The 16,245-nt window shown below is 56.4% G+C and carries 16 protein-coding genes; 2 read left to right on the top strand and 14 right to left on the bottom strand.

Annotated elements, in window-relative coordinates; all coding sequences use genetic code 11:
* Positions 1 to 125 precede the first annotated feature (125 nt).
* From ACWFVE_RS02500 to fliD (ACWFVE_RS02470), 7 genes are all read right to left on the bottom strand, one after another.
* Positions 126 to 1,013 carry a flagellin N-terminal helical domain-containing protein gene (locus ACWFVE_RS02500; protein ID WP_447527714.1) on the bottom strand — a complete coding sequence of 296 codons (888 nt, stop codon included), beginning with the start codon at positions 1,011 to 1,013 and terminating at the stop codon, positions 126 to 128.
* Between the two features lie 274 nt (positions 1,014 to 1,287).
* Entirely contained in the window at positions 1,288 to 2,175 is an 888-nt protein-coding gene (locus ACWFVE_RS02495) for a flagellin N-terminal helical domain-containing protein (protein ID WP_447527714.1), read from the bottom strand.
* A 274-nt stretch (positions 2,176 to 2,449) separates the two neighbouring features.
* Positions 2,450 to 3,337 (bottom strand): flagellin N-terminal helical domain-containing protein, encoded by an 888-nt coding sequence (locus ACWFVE_RS02490; protein ID WP_447527716.1) that lies wholly within the window; start codon positions 3,335 to 3,337, stop codon positions 2,450 to 2,452.
* A 265-nt stretch (positions 3,338 to 3,602) separates the two neighbouring features.
* Positions 3,603 to 4,463, bottom strand: a complete 861-nt coding sequence (locus ACWFVE_RS02485) for a flagellin N-terminal helical domain-containing protein (RefSeq protein ID WP_447527715.1) — start codon at positions 4,461 to 4,463, stop codon at positions 3,603 to 3,605.
* 277 nt (positions 4,464 to 4,740) lie between these two features.
* A complete protein-coding gene (locus ACWFVE_RS02480; RefSeq protein WP_447527714.1) occupies positions 4,741 to 5,628 on the bottom strand; it encodes a flagellin N-terminal helical domain-containing protein in 888 nt (295 codons plus the stop codon).
* A 226-nt stretch (positions 5,629 to 5,854) separates the two neighbouring features.
* A complete protein-coding gene (gene fliD / locus ACWFVE_RS02475) occupies positions 5,855 to 7,204 on the bottom strand; it encodes a flagellar filament capping protein FliD (RefSeq protein ID WP_447527713.1) in 1,350 nt (449 codons plus the stop codon).
* 151 nt (positions 7,205 to 7,355) lie between these two features.
* On the bottom strand, positions 7,356 to 8,711 hold the full coding sequence (fliD, locus tag ACWFVE_RS02470) for a flagellar filament capping protein FliD (protein WP_447527712.1): 1,356 nt from the start codon (positions 8,709 to 8,711) through the stop codon (positions 7,356 to 7,358).
* Between the two features lie 291 nt (positions 8,712 to 9,002).
* Here fliD (ACWFVE_RS02470) and ACWFVE_RS02465 point away from each other — a divergent pair, with 291 nt between their 5' ends.
* Positions 9,003 to 9,323, top strand: coding sequence for a hypothetical protein (locus tag ACWFVE_RS02465; RefSeq protein WP_447527711.1), 321 nt, complete (start codon positions 9,003 to 9,005; stop codon positions 9,321 to 9,323).
* A gap of 330 nt (positions 9,324 to 9,653) precedes the next feature.
* Positions 9,654 to 10,652, top strand: a complete 999-nt coding sequence (locus ACWFVE_RS02460; RefSeq protein ID WP_447527710.1) for a serine hydrolase domain-containing protein — start codon at positions 9,654 to 9,656, stop codon at positions 10,650 to 10,652.
* Between the two features lie 33 nt (positions 10,653 to 10,685).
* Here ACWFVE_RS02460 and ACWFVE_RS02455 read toward each other — a convergent pair whose 3' ends face one another.
* The 7 genes from ACWFVE_RS02455 to ACWFVE_RS02425 form a co-directional block, all read right to left on the bottom strand.
* Positions 10,686 to 11,279 carry an exopolysaccharide biosynthesis protein gene (locus tag ACWFVE_RS02455; protein ID WP_447527709.1) on the bottom strand — a complete coding sequence of 198 codons (594 nt, stop codon included), beginning with the start codon at positions 11,277 to 11,279 and terminating at the stop codon, positions 10,686 to 10,688.
* Positions 11,272 to 11,736, bottom strand: a complete 465-nt coding sequence (locus tag ACWFVE_RS02450; RefSeq protein WP_447527708.1) for a tellurite resistance TerB family protein — start codon at positions 11,734 to 11,736, stop codon at positions 11,272 to 11,274. Before ACWFVE_RS02450 ends, ACWFVE_RS02455 begins: the two co-directional genes overlap by 8 nt.
* Positions 11,737 to 11,739: 3 nt before the next feature.
* Positions 11,740 to 12,750, bottom strand: coding sequence for a nucleoid-associated protein (locus ACWFVE_RS02445; RefSeq protein WP_447527707.1), 1,011 nt, complete (start codon positions 12,748 to 12,750; stop codon positions 11,740 to 11,742).
* Between the two features lie 40 nt (positions 12,751 to 12,790).
* The gene (locus ACWFVE_RS02440) at positions 12,791 to 13,552 is read right to left on the bottom strand and encodes an ABC transporter permease (protein ID WP_447527706.1); all 762 of its coding nucleotides are present in this window, start codon (positions 13,550 to 13,552) and stop codon (positions 12,791 to 12,793) included.
* The gene (locus ACWFVE_RS02435; protein ID WP_447527705.1) at positions 13,549 to 14,484 is read right to left on the bottom strand and encodes an ABC transporter ATP-binding protein; all 936 of its coding nucleotides are present in this window, start codon (positions 14,482 to 14,484) and stop codon (positions 13,549 to 13,551) included. Before ACWFVE_RS02435 ends, ACWFVE_RS02440 begins: the two co-directional genes overlap by 4 nt.
* 95 nt (positions 14,485 to 14,579) lie before the next feature.
* On the bottom strand, positions 14,580 to 14,858 hold the full coding sequence (locus tag ACWFVE_RS02430; protein ID WP_447527704.1) for a peptidylprolyl isomerase: 279 nt from the start codon (positions 14,856 to 14,858) through the stop codon (positions 14,580 to 14,582).
* Between the two features lie 264 nt (positions 14,859 to 15,122).
* Positions 15,123 to 16,220: a serine hydrolase gene (locus ACWFVE_RS02425; RefSeq protein WP_447527703.1), complete on the bottom strand. Its 1,098-nt coding sequence runs from the start codon at positions 16,218 to 16,220 to the stop codon at positions 15,123 to 15,125.
* Between the last annotated feature and the right edge of the window lie 25 nt (positions 16,221 to 16,245).

The following is a 16,245-nucleotide window of genomic DNA, read 5'->3' as shown; positions in this document are numbered from 1 at the left end:
CGAGAAAGCCGTCACCCCCAGTGTTTTCAGTATTTAAAGCAAGTAAGAAGCTTACTTTCCAAAAAGCAAAACAAAAACGGGGCCTATTGGCCCCGTCATTGTTAAACGCTACTGATACTGCTTTATTAGCCCAGCAGAGACAGTACGGACTGCGGGGTCTGGTTGGCCTGGGCCAGCATGGACGTACCGGCCTGCTGCAGGATGTTGGCACGGGTCATGTTGGACACTTCCACCGCGTAGTCCGCATCTTCGATACGTGAACGCGCTTCGGACAGGTTGGTGGTGGTGGTCGCCAGGTTGTCGATCACCGAGTCGAAACGGTTCAGCGTGGCACCCAATGTTGCGCGGTTGGTATCCAGAGATTTGGTAGCCGCATCCACGGCATCGATCATTGTCTGGAACTCAGCGTGAGTAGCTCCACCAGAAGCATTGGCAACGTTAAATTCCCCACCAGCTACTGCAGCAGCACCAGATCCTGCCGCTGTTTCCAAACCAAGACCACTAACGGTAGCATCGATTCGTTGAACTGTAATAACGTCCTCTACGTTAGTATTAGAACCTACCTGGATACTTAGCGCGGCACCGGCACCGCTAGCTACGTTTAGCAGATTAGTACCGTTGAAGTTGTTGCTGCCCGCAACACGATCGATTTCTGCCAGGCGCTCGTTGATCTCGGTAGTGATGGCGGCGCGGTCATCAGCGGTGTTGGTGTCGTTGGCACCCTGTACTGCCAGTTCGCGAATACGCTGAAGGTTATCGTTAACCTGATCCAGACCGCCTTCCATGGTCTGTACCAGTGAGATACCATCACTGGCGTTACGGCTCGCCTGATCCATGCCCTTGATTTGGGCAGTCATTTTGTTGGCAATGGCCTGGCCAGCCGCATCGTCAGAAGCGCTGTTGATACGAAGGCCGGAAGAGAGACGCTCTTGCGCCTGAGCCAGCATGCCCTGGGACTTGCTCAGGTTGTTCTGGCCGATCATGGAAGTGATGTTGGTGTTGATAACGGACATGGGGTAATCCTCGGTGTTTAGTGGCCTGGGAGGGGCCGGGAAATCGGCGTTAGCATCGCCGTTACTATAATTAACGGCTGTATGCCCGGATTCTTTAGAAAATAATACCTCTTTTTAGAAATAAACCATCCTGTGCAAGCAGTTGAATCCCAGGACGGTACAAAGCTACGGCGACTCGTTTCCACACTTAAACCATTCAGCATCAGTATGGGTCTTAAACGTAAAACGGGGCCTATTGGCCCCGTCATTGTTAAACGCTACTGATACTGCTTTATTAGCCCAGCAGAGACAGTACGGACTGCGGAGTCTGGTTGGCCTGGGCCAGCATGGACGTACCGGCCTGCTGCAGGATGTTGGCACGGGTCATGTTGGACACTTCCACCGCGTAGTCCGCATCTTCGATACGTGAACGTGCTTCGGACAGGTTGGTGGTGGTGGTCGCCAGGTTGTCGATCACCGAGTCGAAACGGTTCAGCGTAGCACCCAATGTTGCGCGGTTGGTATCCAGAGATTTGGTAGCCGCATCCACGGCATCGATCATTGTCTGGAACTCAGCGTGAGTAGCTCCACCAGAAGCATTGGCAACGTTAAATTCCCCACCAGCTACTGCAGCAGCACCAGATCCTGCCGCTGTTTCCAAACCAAGACCACTAACGGTAGCATCGATTCGTTGAACTGTAATAACGTCCTCTACGTTAGTATTAGAACCTACCTGGATACTTAGCGCGGCACCGGCACCGCTAGCTACGTTTAGCAGATTAGTACCGTTGAAGTTGTTGCTGCCCGCAACACGATCGATTTCTGCCAGGCGCTCGTTGATCTCGGTAGTGATGGCGGCGCGGTCATCAGCGGTGTTGGTGTCGTTGGCACCCTGTACTGCCAGTTCGCGAATACGCTGAAGGTTATCGTTAACCTGATCCAGACCGCCTTCCATGGTCTGTACCAATGAGATACCATCACTGGCGTTACGGCTCGCCTGATCCATGCCCTTGATTTGGGCAGTCATTTTGTTGGCAATGGCCTGGCCAGCCGCATCGTCAGAAGCGCTGTTGATACGAAGGCCGGAAGAGAGACGCTCTTGCGCCTGAGCCAGCATGCCCTGGGACTTGCTCAGGTTGTTCTGGCCGATCATGGAAGTGATGTTGGTGTTGATAACGGACATGGGGTAATCCTCGGTGTTTAGTGGCCTGGGAGGGGCCGGGAAATCGGCGTTAGCATCGCCGTTACTATAATTAACGGCTGTATGCCCGGATTCTTTAGAAAATAATACCTCTTTTTAGAAATAAACCATCCTGTGCAAGCAGTTGAATCCCAGGACGGTACAAAGCTACGGCGACTCGTTTCCACACTTAAACCATTCAGCATCAGTATGGGGCTTAAACGTAAAACGGGGCCTATTGGCCCCGTCATTGTTAAACGCTACTGATACTGCTTTATTAGCCCAGCAGAGACAGTACGGACTGCGGGGTCTGGTTGGCCTGGGCCAGCATGGACGTACCGGCCTGCTGCAGGATGTTGGCACGGGTCATGTTGGACACTTCCACCGCGTAGTCCGCATCTTCGATACGTGAACGCGCTTCGGACAGGTTGGTGGTGGTGGTCGCCAGGTTGTCGATCACCGAGTCGAAACGGTTCAGCGTGGCACCCAATGTTGCGCGGTTGGTATCCAGAGATTTGGTAGCCGCATCCACGGCATCGATCATTGTCTGGAACTCAGCGTGAGTAGCTCCACCAGAAGCATTGGCAACGTTAAATTCCCCACCAGCTACTGCAGCAGCACCAGATCCTGCCGCTGTTTCCAAACCAAGACCACTAACGGTAGCATCGATTCGTTGAACTGTAATAACGTCCTCTGCGTTAGTATTAGAACCTACCTGGATACTTAGCGCGGAACCGGCACCGCTAGCTACGTTTAGCAGATTAGTACCGTTGAAGTTGTTGCTGCCCGCAACACGATCGATTTCTGCCAGGCGCTCGTTGATCTCGGTAGTGATGGCGGCGCGGTCATCAGCAGTGTTGGTGTCGTTGGCACCCTGTACTGCCAGTTCGCGAATACGCTGAAGGTTATCGTTAACCTGATCCAGACCGCCTTCCATGGTTTGTACCAGCGAGATACCATCGCTCGCGTTACGGCTCGCCTGATCCATGCCCTTGATTTGGGCGGTCATTTTGTTGGCGATGGCCTGACCCGCGGCATCGTCCTTGGCGCTGTTGATGCGCAGACCGGATGAAAGACGTTCCTGAGCCTGGGCCAGCATGCCCTGGGACTTGTTCAGGTTGTTCTGGCCGATCATGGAAGTGATGTTGGTATTGATAACGGACATGGAAGCAATCCTCGGTGTTTAGTGGCCTGGGAAGGGCCGGGAAATCGGCGCTTGCATCGCCGTTACTATAATTAACGGCCGTACGACCGAGTTCTTTAGCCGATAGCTCATTTTTTTGAAAAATCTTTCTCGAGAACGCGTGACGCTTAAAAGCAGGGAAAATAATAACAACAAGATATTGATAAAAAAGGTTTTACCTAACCTAAAATATAAAAAACGGGGCCTTGTGGCCCCGTCGTTATTAAGTGCTACAAATAGTGCACTATTAGCCCAGCAGAGACAGCACGGACTGCGGGGTCTGATTCGCCTGTGCAAGCATAGACGTACCCGCCTGTTGCAGAATGTTGGCGCGGGTCATATTGGAGACTTCTTTCGCGTAGTCGGCATCTTCGATGCGCGAGCGCGCTTCGGAAAGATTGGTTTCGGTAGTCGCCAGGTTGTCGATGACCGAGTCGAAGCGGTTGAGTGTTGCACCTAGCGTCGCACGTTGGGTATCAAGCGTCTCTACTGCATCATCAATATCGTCGATCAGGTCTTGGAAATTTTCGTTAGTGGCGCCGGAGCCACCCGAAGCAGCATTCGTGGAAATAGTAGCCGCCGACCCACTTACGCCCAGGTTTTCGCTGGTGGCGTCAAAAACGGAGACTTCAATAGTGTCGTTTCCGGAAGTGTTCGCGCCAACCTGGATATTCAGGTCAGCACCACCACCACTCGCCAGTAAGTTGGTGCCGTTAAAGTTTGTGCTACCCGCAACGCGATCAATTTCTTCGATACGTTCGTTAATTTCAGTGGCAATCGCCGCGCGGTCTTCTTGAGTATTGGTGTCATTGGCACCCTGTACTGCCAGCTCACGAATACGCTGCAGGTTGTCGTTCACCTGGTCGAGACCGCCTTCCATGGTCTGTACCAGCGAGATACCGTCGCTGGCGTTACGGCTTGCCTGGCTCATACCATCGATTTGCGCGGTCATTTTGTTGGCGATGGCCTGACCAGCGGCATCGTCAGAAGCGCTGTTGATGCGCAGACCAGAGGAGAGACGTTCTTGCGCCTGAGCCAGCATGCTCTGCGAAGAGCTCAGGTTGTTCTGGCCGATCATGGAGGTGATATTCGTATTGATTACAGACATGAGTATTTTCTCCTGGAAGTATAACTGGCCAGCGGGCCAACTTTGCGACGTTTGTCATGCCGCTACCCCTTGGTAACGGCTGCTCGTACAAAGTCTTTAGAAAACAATACGTTTTTTATGTAAGGGAAAGTAACATTAGCCACTCAACACCCAAGCCATCGCGCTTAAGCTCCCGCCATGCGGCGATTTTCAAAAAACTCAATTAACAAAAATTGCGGGTTAAAAAACCAAAAAACGGGGCCTATTGGCCCCGTCATGATTTAGCGCTAGCGTACTATTAGCCCAGCAGAGACAGTACGGACTGCGGAGTCTGGTTGGCCTGGGCCAGCATGGAGGTACCGGCCTGCTGCAGGATGTTGGCACGCGTCATGTTGGACACTTCCACCGCGTAGTCCGCATCTTCGATACGTGAACGCGCTTCGGACAGGTTGGTGGTGGTGGTCGCCAGGTTGTCAATCACCGAGTCGAAACGGTTCAGCGTGGCACCCAATGTTGCGCGGTTGGTATCCAGAGATTTGGTAGCCGCATCCACGGCATCGATCATTGTCTGGAACTCAGCGTGAGTAGCTCCACCAGAAGCATTGGCAACGTTAAATTCCCCACCAGCTACTGCAGCAGCACCAGATCCTGCCGCTGTTTCCAAACCAAGACCACTAACGGTAGCATCGATTCGTTGAACTGTAATAACGTCCTCTACGTTAGTATTAGAACCTACCTGGATACTTAGCGCGGCACCGGCACCGCTAGCTACGTTTAGCAGATTAGTACCGTTGAAGTTGTTGCTGCCCGCAACACGATCGATTTCTGCCAGGCGCTCGTTGATCTCGGTAGTGATGGCGGCGCGGTCATCAGCGGTGTTGGTGTCGTTGGCACCCTGTACTGCCAGTTCGCGAATACGCTGAAGGTTATCGTTAACCTGATCCAGACCGCCTTCCATGGTCTGTACCAATGAGATACCATCACTGGCGTTACGGCTCGCCTGATCCATGCCCTTGATTTGGGCAGTCATTTTGTTGGCAATGGCCTGGCCAGCCGCATCGTCGGAAGCGCTGTTGATACGAAGGCCGGAAGAGAGACGCTCTTGCGCCTGAGCCAGCATGCCCTGGGACTTGCTCAGGTTGTTCTGGCCGATCATGGAAGTGATGTTGGTGTTGATAACAGACATGAATTTAATCCTCGGTGTTTAGTGGCCCGGGAGAGGCCTATGAATCGGCACTTGCATCGCCGTTATTATAATTAACGGCCTGTCGCCCCACTTCTTTAACTCTTTTGCACTTTTTTATAAAAAAAGTCGTTGCATCCTCAAACGGCAAACGGGGCCTTTCGGCCCCGTCACTTGCGTTGATGGCTGTTACGTCAAAAGCGTTCTGACCCAGCCAGGAAAATACGACCTACTTCTTCTGCATGGCGCTCATCATATCGAACTGCTGAGAGAGGTAGCTGCTCATGGAGTTCATCTGGGCGAGCATGCCGTCCAACTGGCCGAACTGCTTACGGTAGCGCTCAGTGCTTCGCTCGATGCTGGCTTCCATACGCAGCTTGCGCTGGTCCAGGCTCTCTATTCGCAGCTCAGCACTGCCGATGGAGCTCTTGATGATGCCGTCATCCCCGGTTATGTCCTTGAGCGTCGAACTTATCTTCCCTGCAAAGCCGCCTTCTTTCGTGTCACCTGCAAAAAAGGCAGCCAAACCCTCGGAGTTATTGGCAATTGCTTCATCCAGTTTGGCTTCATCGACCTGGAGGCGGCCCTGCTTGTCGATGTCGATACCCATTTGAGCAAGCCGCGTTATATCGCCCGTTCCAAAGTTGCCCGTTACATCCTGACGCAGGCGGTTTTCGATAGTACGAACGGTACGGTCGCCCACTAAATCGCCCGATGTATTACCTACGCCCTTGAATTCGGTCATACGGCCAACGGTGGACTTCATTTCGTTATAGTTGCTAACGAAGGCATTGATGGCTTCTTTCAGTGACGCCTCATCACGCTCGATTACAAGCGTGGACGGGGTCGGGGAGGCAGCGGTCAGGTTGAGCGTTACTCCCTGGATAGCCTCTTCTACCCGATTGCTTTTACTCGTAATCGCGATGCCGTTGACATTCAACTCGGCATCCTGGCCAGCACGTAGCGTGGTGGGGTCCATCGAAAGGGAGGTCAGCCCTGAAAACCCTGTCAGCGAAGCCTCTTTGCCCGTTTCCTTGGAGCTCAGCGCCAGGCGATACCCTTTACCATCATTGATGAGCGAAGCCGTAACGCCAGACTCTTTATCCGCATTGATCTGATCACGCACCTCAGCCAGGGTACTGCCTGCTTTAATATCGACGCCGTAAGTTTTTTGCGTATCGCCAGCTCCGAAATTCAGCATCAATTTCGTATCGGTTGCCGTAAGCTCCTGGTCCAATGACACGCTATTGGACGCAGCGCTGCCGCCGCGCGCCAGCTGGGAAACCGTCACCTCATAGCGACCTGGATTGGCTTTTTCGTTCGCCGTCGCCAGTACGCCTTCTCCCGTTACCGTACTTTTTTGCTGATTGAAAGTAGCGGCATCGTTCAACGCCGTAATAGAGTTCTGCACCCTATCCATTGCGGATTCCAGGCGCCCATAAGCAGAAATCTTGGTTTGCTGAGCGCTTTTCTGCTCAAGGATGGGAACGAGCTTTTGGCGTTCGGCCGCCTTGAGCTGATCCACCAAGCCCGACAAATCCAACCCAGACCCCACACCCAATGCCGTAATAGACGCCATGAGGTTAGTCCTCTAGTAAGTAGTAGAGAAGTACAGTTAAATACTCTATCGGCTGATAAACGACGAACTTTAGCGGCTAAGATTCTTAAAGTCCTGTAAAAATGCCCGGCAAGTGCCGGGCATTTCCTGTCTCACGAGTATCGCTTGGCGATCACGACTGGTTGTTCTGGCCCAGCATTCCCAACTGCTCGCTCAGGTAACTGCTGGTCTGGTTCATCTGCGCCACCATGCTATCCATTGCCTGAAACTGGGCGCGAAAGCGCGCGATAGTCTGATCGATGCGCTCCTCGGTGCGGGCGAAACGATTTTCTAACGTTCCAACACGGCTTTCAGCGTTGCTTTCAGCCGTATCCAGGCGTCCTCCGTCGCCCACGATGCGCTCGAGAGAGGCATTGATTTGCCCGGCCATACCCGTGTCATCGCTGCTGCCGGCAAAAAAGTTGGCAAGCGTATCGGGCTCCGTCGCGATGACGTTGTCCAGCTTGTCATCATCGATTTTAAGCTTACCATCGGTTTGCAGTGAAATGCCGATGTCAGAAAGCACGCTAAAGCCATCGCCGCCCACTACGCTGCTAATAGCAGAACGCAGATCCCGTTCAACCGCCCGCGTAGTGGCGTCGGCGTTCAGACCTGCTGATTGACCGGTTTCGGCGTCGAAACTGGTCAAGCGCGTCAAGGTATCCTTGAGCGAGTTGAAGCCTTCAACGAAGGCATCAACGTTTTTCCGCAACGCTTCGTCATCCTGTTCGACGCTAATGGTACTCGAGGCGCCCGCTTCGGTGAGATTCAGGGTCATGCCCTGAATGGCTTCTTCGACCTGGTTGGAGCTGCTTACGATGTCGATGCCATTCACATTGAAGGCCGCATCCTGCCCTGCTTGAATCACCTGGGTGTCCGACGTCACGGCTGCTTCGGATAGAACGGAGGAGAAGTTGGAGCTTTCGATGCTGGCGTCGGCTCCCGTTTCACTCGCCATGACCGATAGCCGATACCCTTGGCCGTCATCGATGATGGAAGCCGTTACCTGACCACCGCCTTGTTCATTGATGGCGTCGCGAATGTCTTGCAGCGAACTGCCGTCGGCAATGGTTATGGGGGCCATATCGCCTTTAGCCACATCGAAAGTTAGTGTTTGCTCACCACTGACGATGCTTTCATCGGAGGAACCCAAACGCTCCGTGACGAAACTTCCAGCCGTTGCTAACTGATCGACCTCAACTTCGTACCTGCCGGCTTGTGCTTCGTTACTAACTACCGCCGTCACGGCATCGCCGTCGACGTTGGTAGTAAGGCTCTCGAACGTGGCTGTGTCGTTGAGCGCCTCAGTGGCATCCTGAAAAGTGGCCACCGCACTCTTGAGTGTCCCGTAAGCCGAAACCGTCGCTTGTTCAGATTGTACCTGTTGCGCGATGGGCGTGAGCTTGGCTCGCTCAGCAGTCTCAAGCTGGTCCAGCAGCCCGTTCAAATCGAGCCCGGAGCCGATGCCCAGTGATGTAATAGCAGCCATGAGTTAGTGCCTCTTGGAAGTAGTGTCGCTCATTCGACAGCGCGACCTGAAAATTTGCCTGCGTTGATGCATTGAATATCGGCATCCGGCGCTTTTTCTTTAGCTCTTGACCTGTTTTAACTCATTAAAAGGTTATTTTCTGTAATGTTTGGAAAGTTTTGGGCTACGCCGCTTCCCAACGAATCCGCTAAAAAGCGTTCGTTGAACCACCGTCTTATTTAGACCTTGGTCTAATACCCGGGAGTGACTTACACTGGCCAGCGTATTGTGCGTTCATTGCTGGAGAGCCTCATGTTTGCCCAGGGCAACACCCTTACTGCCAACCCTGCCCCGTTTAGCCGAGAGCAACTGCGTAGGTGCCTTTTTAACGTGGCGGAGCTTCTCTATGTGAACGGATACGTGCTGGAAACCATTACACTACCCGGCTGCGGACTGGCGAAGCGGGAGATGGCCGTACTGGAAGAGCAAAACGCTGGCTGGGCAAGGTGTCGCAAAACGCTCGAGGCAAGCGAGGCGGGCACCACCAACGCAGCGGGGCGCTTTGTGCTAACGGCGCTGGGCCGCGAGATCATGTTCGATATGTTTGGCCAAGGGGCGGCGGACTGCGCCTAGGGATAGCCCGAACCTCTTAAAATAAGCGCTCTAAACGCAAAAACGCCCGCGAATGCGGGCGTTTGTGTTTGGCACGGCGTTGTAATTAACGAAGGCCAAGCATCGAAAGAATAAACAGTACGACGACTATCAGACCCACGATGTAGATGATATTACGCATAACGGCGCTCCTTGCTTTTTTGCGTTTAGAAAAATCAACGGGTTGCTTTCCCCATCGGGGCAACACCCACATCCTAGCAGGCTTTTGGGTTCTTTGCGTAATTTACGTGCGCTAGCGTGTCGAAGACTCTACGCTTTTTAGCAGTCAAGCCGTCGTCGAAAGGGGTGCCAATGCGCGCAATGTTAATGGGATTAGGGGTGGTGATGGCCATGGGGCTACCTTTTACCGCTCAAGCCGAAGCGCCTTCGAGAGAGGCATTTAACGTGCTGGATGAGCAAGCCAGCGCGCTTGGCCGCCTGCATACGGTCGTGGTCGCGGTCGAGGGGGAGATCGTTCACGAATTTAAGCAGGGCGGGCCGGGGGTCGCCACCCCGGCGAACGTAAAGTCGCTCTCCAAAACCGTACTGGCAGCGATTACCGGCGCCGCTATCCAGGCCGGTGTGATCGACTCGATCGACCAACCACTGGTCGAGCTTTTAGGCAGCCGTGTGCCGCCAGGCGCAGACCCGAAGGTTAACGAGATTAGCATCGAGAACCTCCTCGCCATGCAGGCGGGGCTCGAGCGCACCTCGGGCGGCAACTACAGCGCCTGGGTGGCAAGCTCCAACTGGGTAGAGGATGCCCTGACCCGGCCCTTTGTGGATGAGCCCGGCGGGCGCATGCTCTACTCTACCGGCTCGAGCCATCTGGTATCCGCCGCGCTCACCTACGCAAGCGGCGAGTCGACCTACCAGCTTGCTCAGCGGCTTCTGGCCGAACCGCTGAACATTGCCATTCCCCGCTGGTTGCAGGACCCGCAGGGTATCTACTTTGGCGGCAACGACATGCAGCTCTCGCCCCGGGCGCTGGTGGAAATCGGCGAGCTTTACCGCAATGACGGCGTGGTAAACGGCGAACGCATTCTGCCCGAAGGCTGGGTAGAGGACTCCTGGACACCGCGGGGTAGTTCCCAGTGGACCGGGGATGGCTATGGGCTTGGCTGGTTCGTCACCACCCTTGGCACCACGCCGGTGTATTACGGGCGCGGCTACGGCGGCCAAGCGCTATTCGTCATTCCCGAGCGTGACATGACCGTGGTGATCACCTCCGACCCCACGCCTCCCTCACCGGGCGGGCAGTTTCAGCAGCAGTTGAACCGGCTGGTGATGAACCTGCTGACCTACCGCTAACGCTCCCTTCAACTCTCGAGCGCAGCGCGGGGGTTAAAGCAGATACATGAGGATAGCGGCGAAGGTGGCGCCGGTGATCAGAAAACCAAGCGAGAGTACCAATCCGTCCTTCGCCACCAACCCAAGGCCGAAGAGCGTTAGCGCAAGCCCTGCACCGTTGGCGGTGAAGGGAATGAACTCCATCGGTGGCATGGCCAGTGCCACCAACAAGCAGGCAAGCGCCGTGGCACGCATACCGATATAGCCGCTCATCCAGGCCAAGCGCACGCCCAAAAGCCCGTCGACCCACTTGGCAGGCTTGCGCATCAGCCCCAGTGATTTATCGAAGCCTTTGCGCGAGACCGACCGGTTCAAGAGTATGCCCGGCAGCCAGAAGGCCTTGCGCCCCAAAAGCAATTGGCTCGAGGTTAGAAGCACCAGCACCGCCATGAGCGTAGGCACGCCAGGAATATCCCCCACGACGGGCGCCAGGGTAATGATGCCGGCCACCAGCAGCAGCGGCCCAAAGGAGCGCCGCCCGACGGCATCGAGAATGTCCTCGACACTGACGCGGCGCTTTTCCTCTTCCATTTGCGCCATGGCGTCGAGCAGTTCGGTCAGGCTCGCGGCCGGGGATTCGTCACTCATGGGGGCGTTGGTGCTCCTCGGCGGCGAGTTTACTGCGAATGAAGTCGCTGTGGCTTACGTGCAGAAGATCCGCCAGGCGGCGAATGCGGTGCTCTTCCTGCGGGTCGATGCTGCCATCCGCCCACGCCAGTTGCCACATCAGCGCCACTAGGTCGCAGCGCTTTGCGTAGTCGTAGTGCTCCTTGATGAGGCTTACGAACTGGTAGTGGTCCACCGCCTCCTCCACTTCGGCATCCGCCAGCGCCATCAGCTCGGTGACTTCCGCATCTCCCAGCCGATAGCGGGCCATAAGTATCTGCTTGAGCGTTTGGCGCTCGGCATCGGTTTGCTCGAAGTCCGCGCGCATCACTTCGCAAAGTAGCGCCGCCGAGGCAAGTTCCAGTGTCAGGTGCTGGTTTTCGCGCCGCTCGGGCTCGGCGAGCGCGTCCTGAAAAAAATCACGAATCGCGTCGAGCATGGCTCACTCCTTACGCTTGGCAAGCTGTTCTTTGAGCTGTTTGGGCACTTGCTTGATGATCAGCCGATCCTGGCCCTCGTCGTACTCGATGCTGGAGCCTAGCAGGTGCGAATCGAAGCTGATGGAGACACCACCGGCGCGGCCGGTAAAGCGGCGAAACTGGCTCAGCGTTTTCTTGTCCGGCGGAATCTCCGGCGAAAGGCCGTAGTCGGCGTTGCGAATGTGCTCATAAAACGCCTTGGGCTGCTGCTCGTCGACGAGCCCGGAGAGTTCTTCCAGGGTCATCGGCTCGCCGCGGCGCATCTGCTCGTTGGCGTAGTCCACCAGCGTATCGGTCTTTTCGCGGCTGGCCTCTTCGTCGAATTCTTCCTGCTCGACGAAGTCACTAAAGGCCTTGAGCAGCGTGCGCGTCTCGGCGGGCGCGTCGATGCCCTCCTCCATGCCGAGCACCGCCGCCACGCCATCGGCCAGCTTCTTCGCGCCACGATCCTTTAGAAACGAGACGTACTGTTGGCTGGCGGTCTCATCGCCCTGCCACTGGGTAATGTTGACCCGCGCGGCCAGGGTGAGCTGCTGGGTATTGAGCTGGGCGGCGGGCACGGCCTGGTGGGATTCGCTAATACCGATGCCTTCGCGCTGATGCACGAGCGCAAAGAAAAGCGTTTCGGTATCGCCCTGGCGCTGGTGGGCGATCACCAGATACCCGCTCACCGAAAGCGCCTCCTGCAGCTCGCGCGCCAGGCGCTCGGTCAAGGCGGTGGAGAATGCCATGAAGTCCTGATCACCTTTAAGGTATGCGGCAAGCCAGGCCACCAGCGGCCCGGCCTGCTCGCCCTCGAGAGCGAAGCGCCCCCACCCCTTGGCCTTGGTGTTGTAGGTATCATTCAATTTACCCACCAGGTTTGCCATCACCGGGTCGTCACTTTCGCCAACGGCCGGCGCGGTGGTCACGGTCAGGCGCTCGCCGTCCAGGGTGGGTTCCAGGCGGTGCACGATGCTTTGCAAAAGCGGCATAGGGGAATCTTGCCTTTTAAATGATCAAAAATTGAGACGCTTAGGGTTTCAGCCGGTAGCCGGTATGGAAAATCCAGCCGATCATGGCCAGGCTTGCGGCGAGAAAGAGCGTAATCATACCCACGCTTGCCCCAAGACTTACGTCGCTGATGCCGTAAAAGCTCCAGCGAAAGCCGCTAACCAGATAGACCACCGGGTTTGCCAGCGTCACGCTTTGCCAAAACGGCGGCAGCATGTCGATAGAGTAAAAACTTCCGCCCAAAAAGGTCAGCGGGGTGATCACCAAAAGCGGCACCAGCTGGAGCTTGTCGAACCCATCGGCCCAGATGCCGATGATGAACCCCAGCAGGCTGAAGGTGACGGCGGTGAGCACCAAAAAGGTCAGCATCCAGAACGGGTGGGCGATCTGAAGCGGCACGAAAAAGCTCGAGGTGCCCAAAATGATCAGCCCCAGCAGTATCGACTTGGACGCCGCGGCCCCCACGTAGCCCACCACCACTTCCAGGTACGAAATGGGCGCGGAAAGAATCTCGTAAATACTGCCGGAGAACTTGGGAAAGAAGATGCCGAAGGACGCATTGGAAACGCTTTGCGTCAGCAGCATCAACATGATCAACCCGGGCACGATGAAGGCGCCGTAGCTGACCCCGTTGATTTCATTAATGCGCGAGCCGATCGCCGCGCCAAACACCACAAAGTAGAGCGAAGTGGAAATGACCGGTGAGACGATACTTTGCAAAAGCGTGCGCCGGGTGCGCGCCATCTCCGCCATGTAGATCGAACGGACGGGGTAGAGATTCATGAGCGCTCCTTGACCAAATCGACGAAAATATCTTCAAGCGAACTCTGCCGGGTGTGCAGGTCCTTCACACGAATACCCTCTTCGCTCAGGGCGGCCAACAAGCCGGACACGCCGCGGCCTTCTTCTTCCTGATGCCCATCGTAGGTATACACCAGCGTCTGGCCGGCGTCGGTCAAACTCAGCGTATCGCCCTCGAGTCTGGGCGGCAGCGTATCCAGTGGGGTGTGCAGCTCTAAAGTAAGCTGCTTGCTGCCGAGCTTTTTCATCAGTGCCGCTTTCTCTTCCACCAGCACCACTTCGCCATGATTAATCACGCCGATGCGATCGGCCATCTCTTCGGCTTCTTCGATGTAGTGGGTGGTGAGAATGATGGTCACGCCGTTATCGCGCAGCCCGCGCACCACCTCCCACATGTCGCGGCGAAGCTCGACATCCACACCGGCGGTGGGTTCATCGAGAAACAGAATGCGCGGCTCGTGAGAGAGCGCCTTGGCGATGAGTACGCGGCGCTTCATACCGCCGGAAAGGGTAATCAAGCGGTTGTTGCGCTTGTCCCATAGCGCTAGCGACTTGAGCACTTTTTCGATATGCGCCGGGCTTGGCGGCTTACCGAACAGGCCGCGGCTGAAACTGACCGTGTTCCACACCGTCTCGAAAGCCTCGTTGGTGAGTTCCTGAGGCACCAACCCGATGCGCTGACGCGCCTGGCGGTACTGCTTGACGTTATCGAAACCGTCGACGGTCACGTGGCCTTCACTTGGATTGACCAGCCCGCACACCAGGCTAATGAGCGTAGTCTTGCCCGCGCCATTGGGGCCGAGCAGAGCAAAAATTTCGCCACGTTGGATAGTGAGATCCACGTGCTTGAGCGCTTGAAAGCCACCGCTGTAGGTTTTGTTCAAGCCCTCGATAGAGATAATGGGGTCGTTCAAGGCGTGCTCCTCACACCGCGGCCGGGCCGCGGTGCTTGACTGCCAAGGGCGACTGGCAAGCACGAGGAAGAGAACCGCCAGCGCCCAAGGGCAGATTAACTGCGGCTGGTGACTTCGAGCAGATGGTAGCCAAACTGGGTTTGAACCGGACCATGGACTTGATTGAGCTCGCCGCTGAAAACGACCTTATCGAACTCCGGCACCATTTGACCCGGGCCGAACGTGCCCAGGTCGCCGCCCTGGCGACCGGACGGGCAGCTCGAATGCTCCTTGGCAACCTCAGCAAAATCGCGGCCGTTTTCGATCTCTTGTTTGAGGGCAAGGCACTGCTCTTCGCTATTTACCAGAATATGACGGGCGCTGGCACTGGCCATATAAGCCTCCTGAACATCGGTTTTAAGGGGTCACTAGTTTATCACGGCTGTGCTTGGGTGGGGGGCGTTAACCCGGTTGTTCGCGCTGGGCTCGACCCCCGCTTCGAGCACGTTACAGATCGCTAGGGTCTGTCTGAAAAGTCGACGAGCGAAGACAAGACAAGGCAAAAATTGGCGAAAAAACGGAGTTTACATGTGTAAATGAGTATTTTGAGCCAATTTTTAACGCCGTATTGTCGAGCGCAGGCACTTTTCAGACAGAGCCTAAGGCGTACCTAGCGCGCCGGTCACCGTCAGCGCCTCGCCCACGCCGGCCAGGGCCTGTTCGTGCTGGCTGCGCGAAAGCGGCCCACGGGCGCAGGCAACGACCACCCAGGGGCCCTGCTCGGCCGAGTCCAAAGAGCCCCGCGAGGCCAGCCCGGCATCGCAACTACGCCGGTGCTGGGTGCCGGTTTTATGGGCGAACGTGATGGCCTCCCCCATGCCTCGCTTCAAGCGCGCCTCGCCGGACTGGGTACGCGTCATCAGGGCGATCAGCGCCTGGCGCTGGTCGGTCGCCAGGTCGCTCACTCCCCCCTGGTGGAGCGCGGCGAGCAGGTCGCCGTAGGCTTTGAGCGTACCGGTGTTTTCACCGGTTTGCTCGTAGGCATCGAACGCACGATCGTAATCGGGCTCGCGTAAATCGCTACTGGCAACGCCTAAAAGGCGCGCAAGCGCCGCCGGACGCTGACCGATACCGTTTTGGCGAAGCGCCATGAAATCGCTGCCGCCCAGCGCTTTTGCTTGTGGATGCAGCGCGCCATACACCCCCTGGCGCACCCCCACCAGCCGGGTAATCGGGCCCAGCTCATTGGGGTCACCGCCACTGGCCGCCACCATTTGCCTGGCGCGCGCATTGACCGCCTCGAGCCCGACCCGGTCGATCAGCATGTCCGAGGCGGTGTTGTCGCTGACAGTGATCATCTGCTCCAGCAGATACGTAATCGAGATCGGCGTGCCGGGGTCGTGCCAATTCACCGGCCCGGCGCCATCCACGTAGTCGCTCTGGTTGAGCGTGATGCGCTCGTCGAGCGTCAGCCCACCGACCTGGCGCCGTGCGAAGACCTCAGCGGCTACCGGCACCTTGATCAGCGAGGCCAGATACCACGGGGTGTCGGCTTGCCAGGAGAAGGCTTCGCCGCTTTGCAGGTTTTGAACGTAAACGCCGAGCGCTCCGCCAAAGGCGTCCTCGATAGCGGCCAGACGAGTGCTCAGGCTCCCCTGCCAATAGCTCTGCTTGTCGGTCTCGTAGTACCAATCCGCCTGTACCGGCAGCGCTATACAAAGCGCCGCGACAATCAGCGTACATTTAAACCATCGCAAATCGTCACCTCGATCGTTTGTCCTG

It is taken from the genome of Vreelandella mediterranea (genome assembly GCF_970647075.1).
Note: the sequence above shows the minus strand (reverse complement) of the source record. Positions and strands in the feature narration are given on the sequence as shown.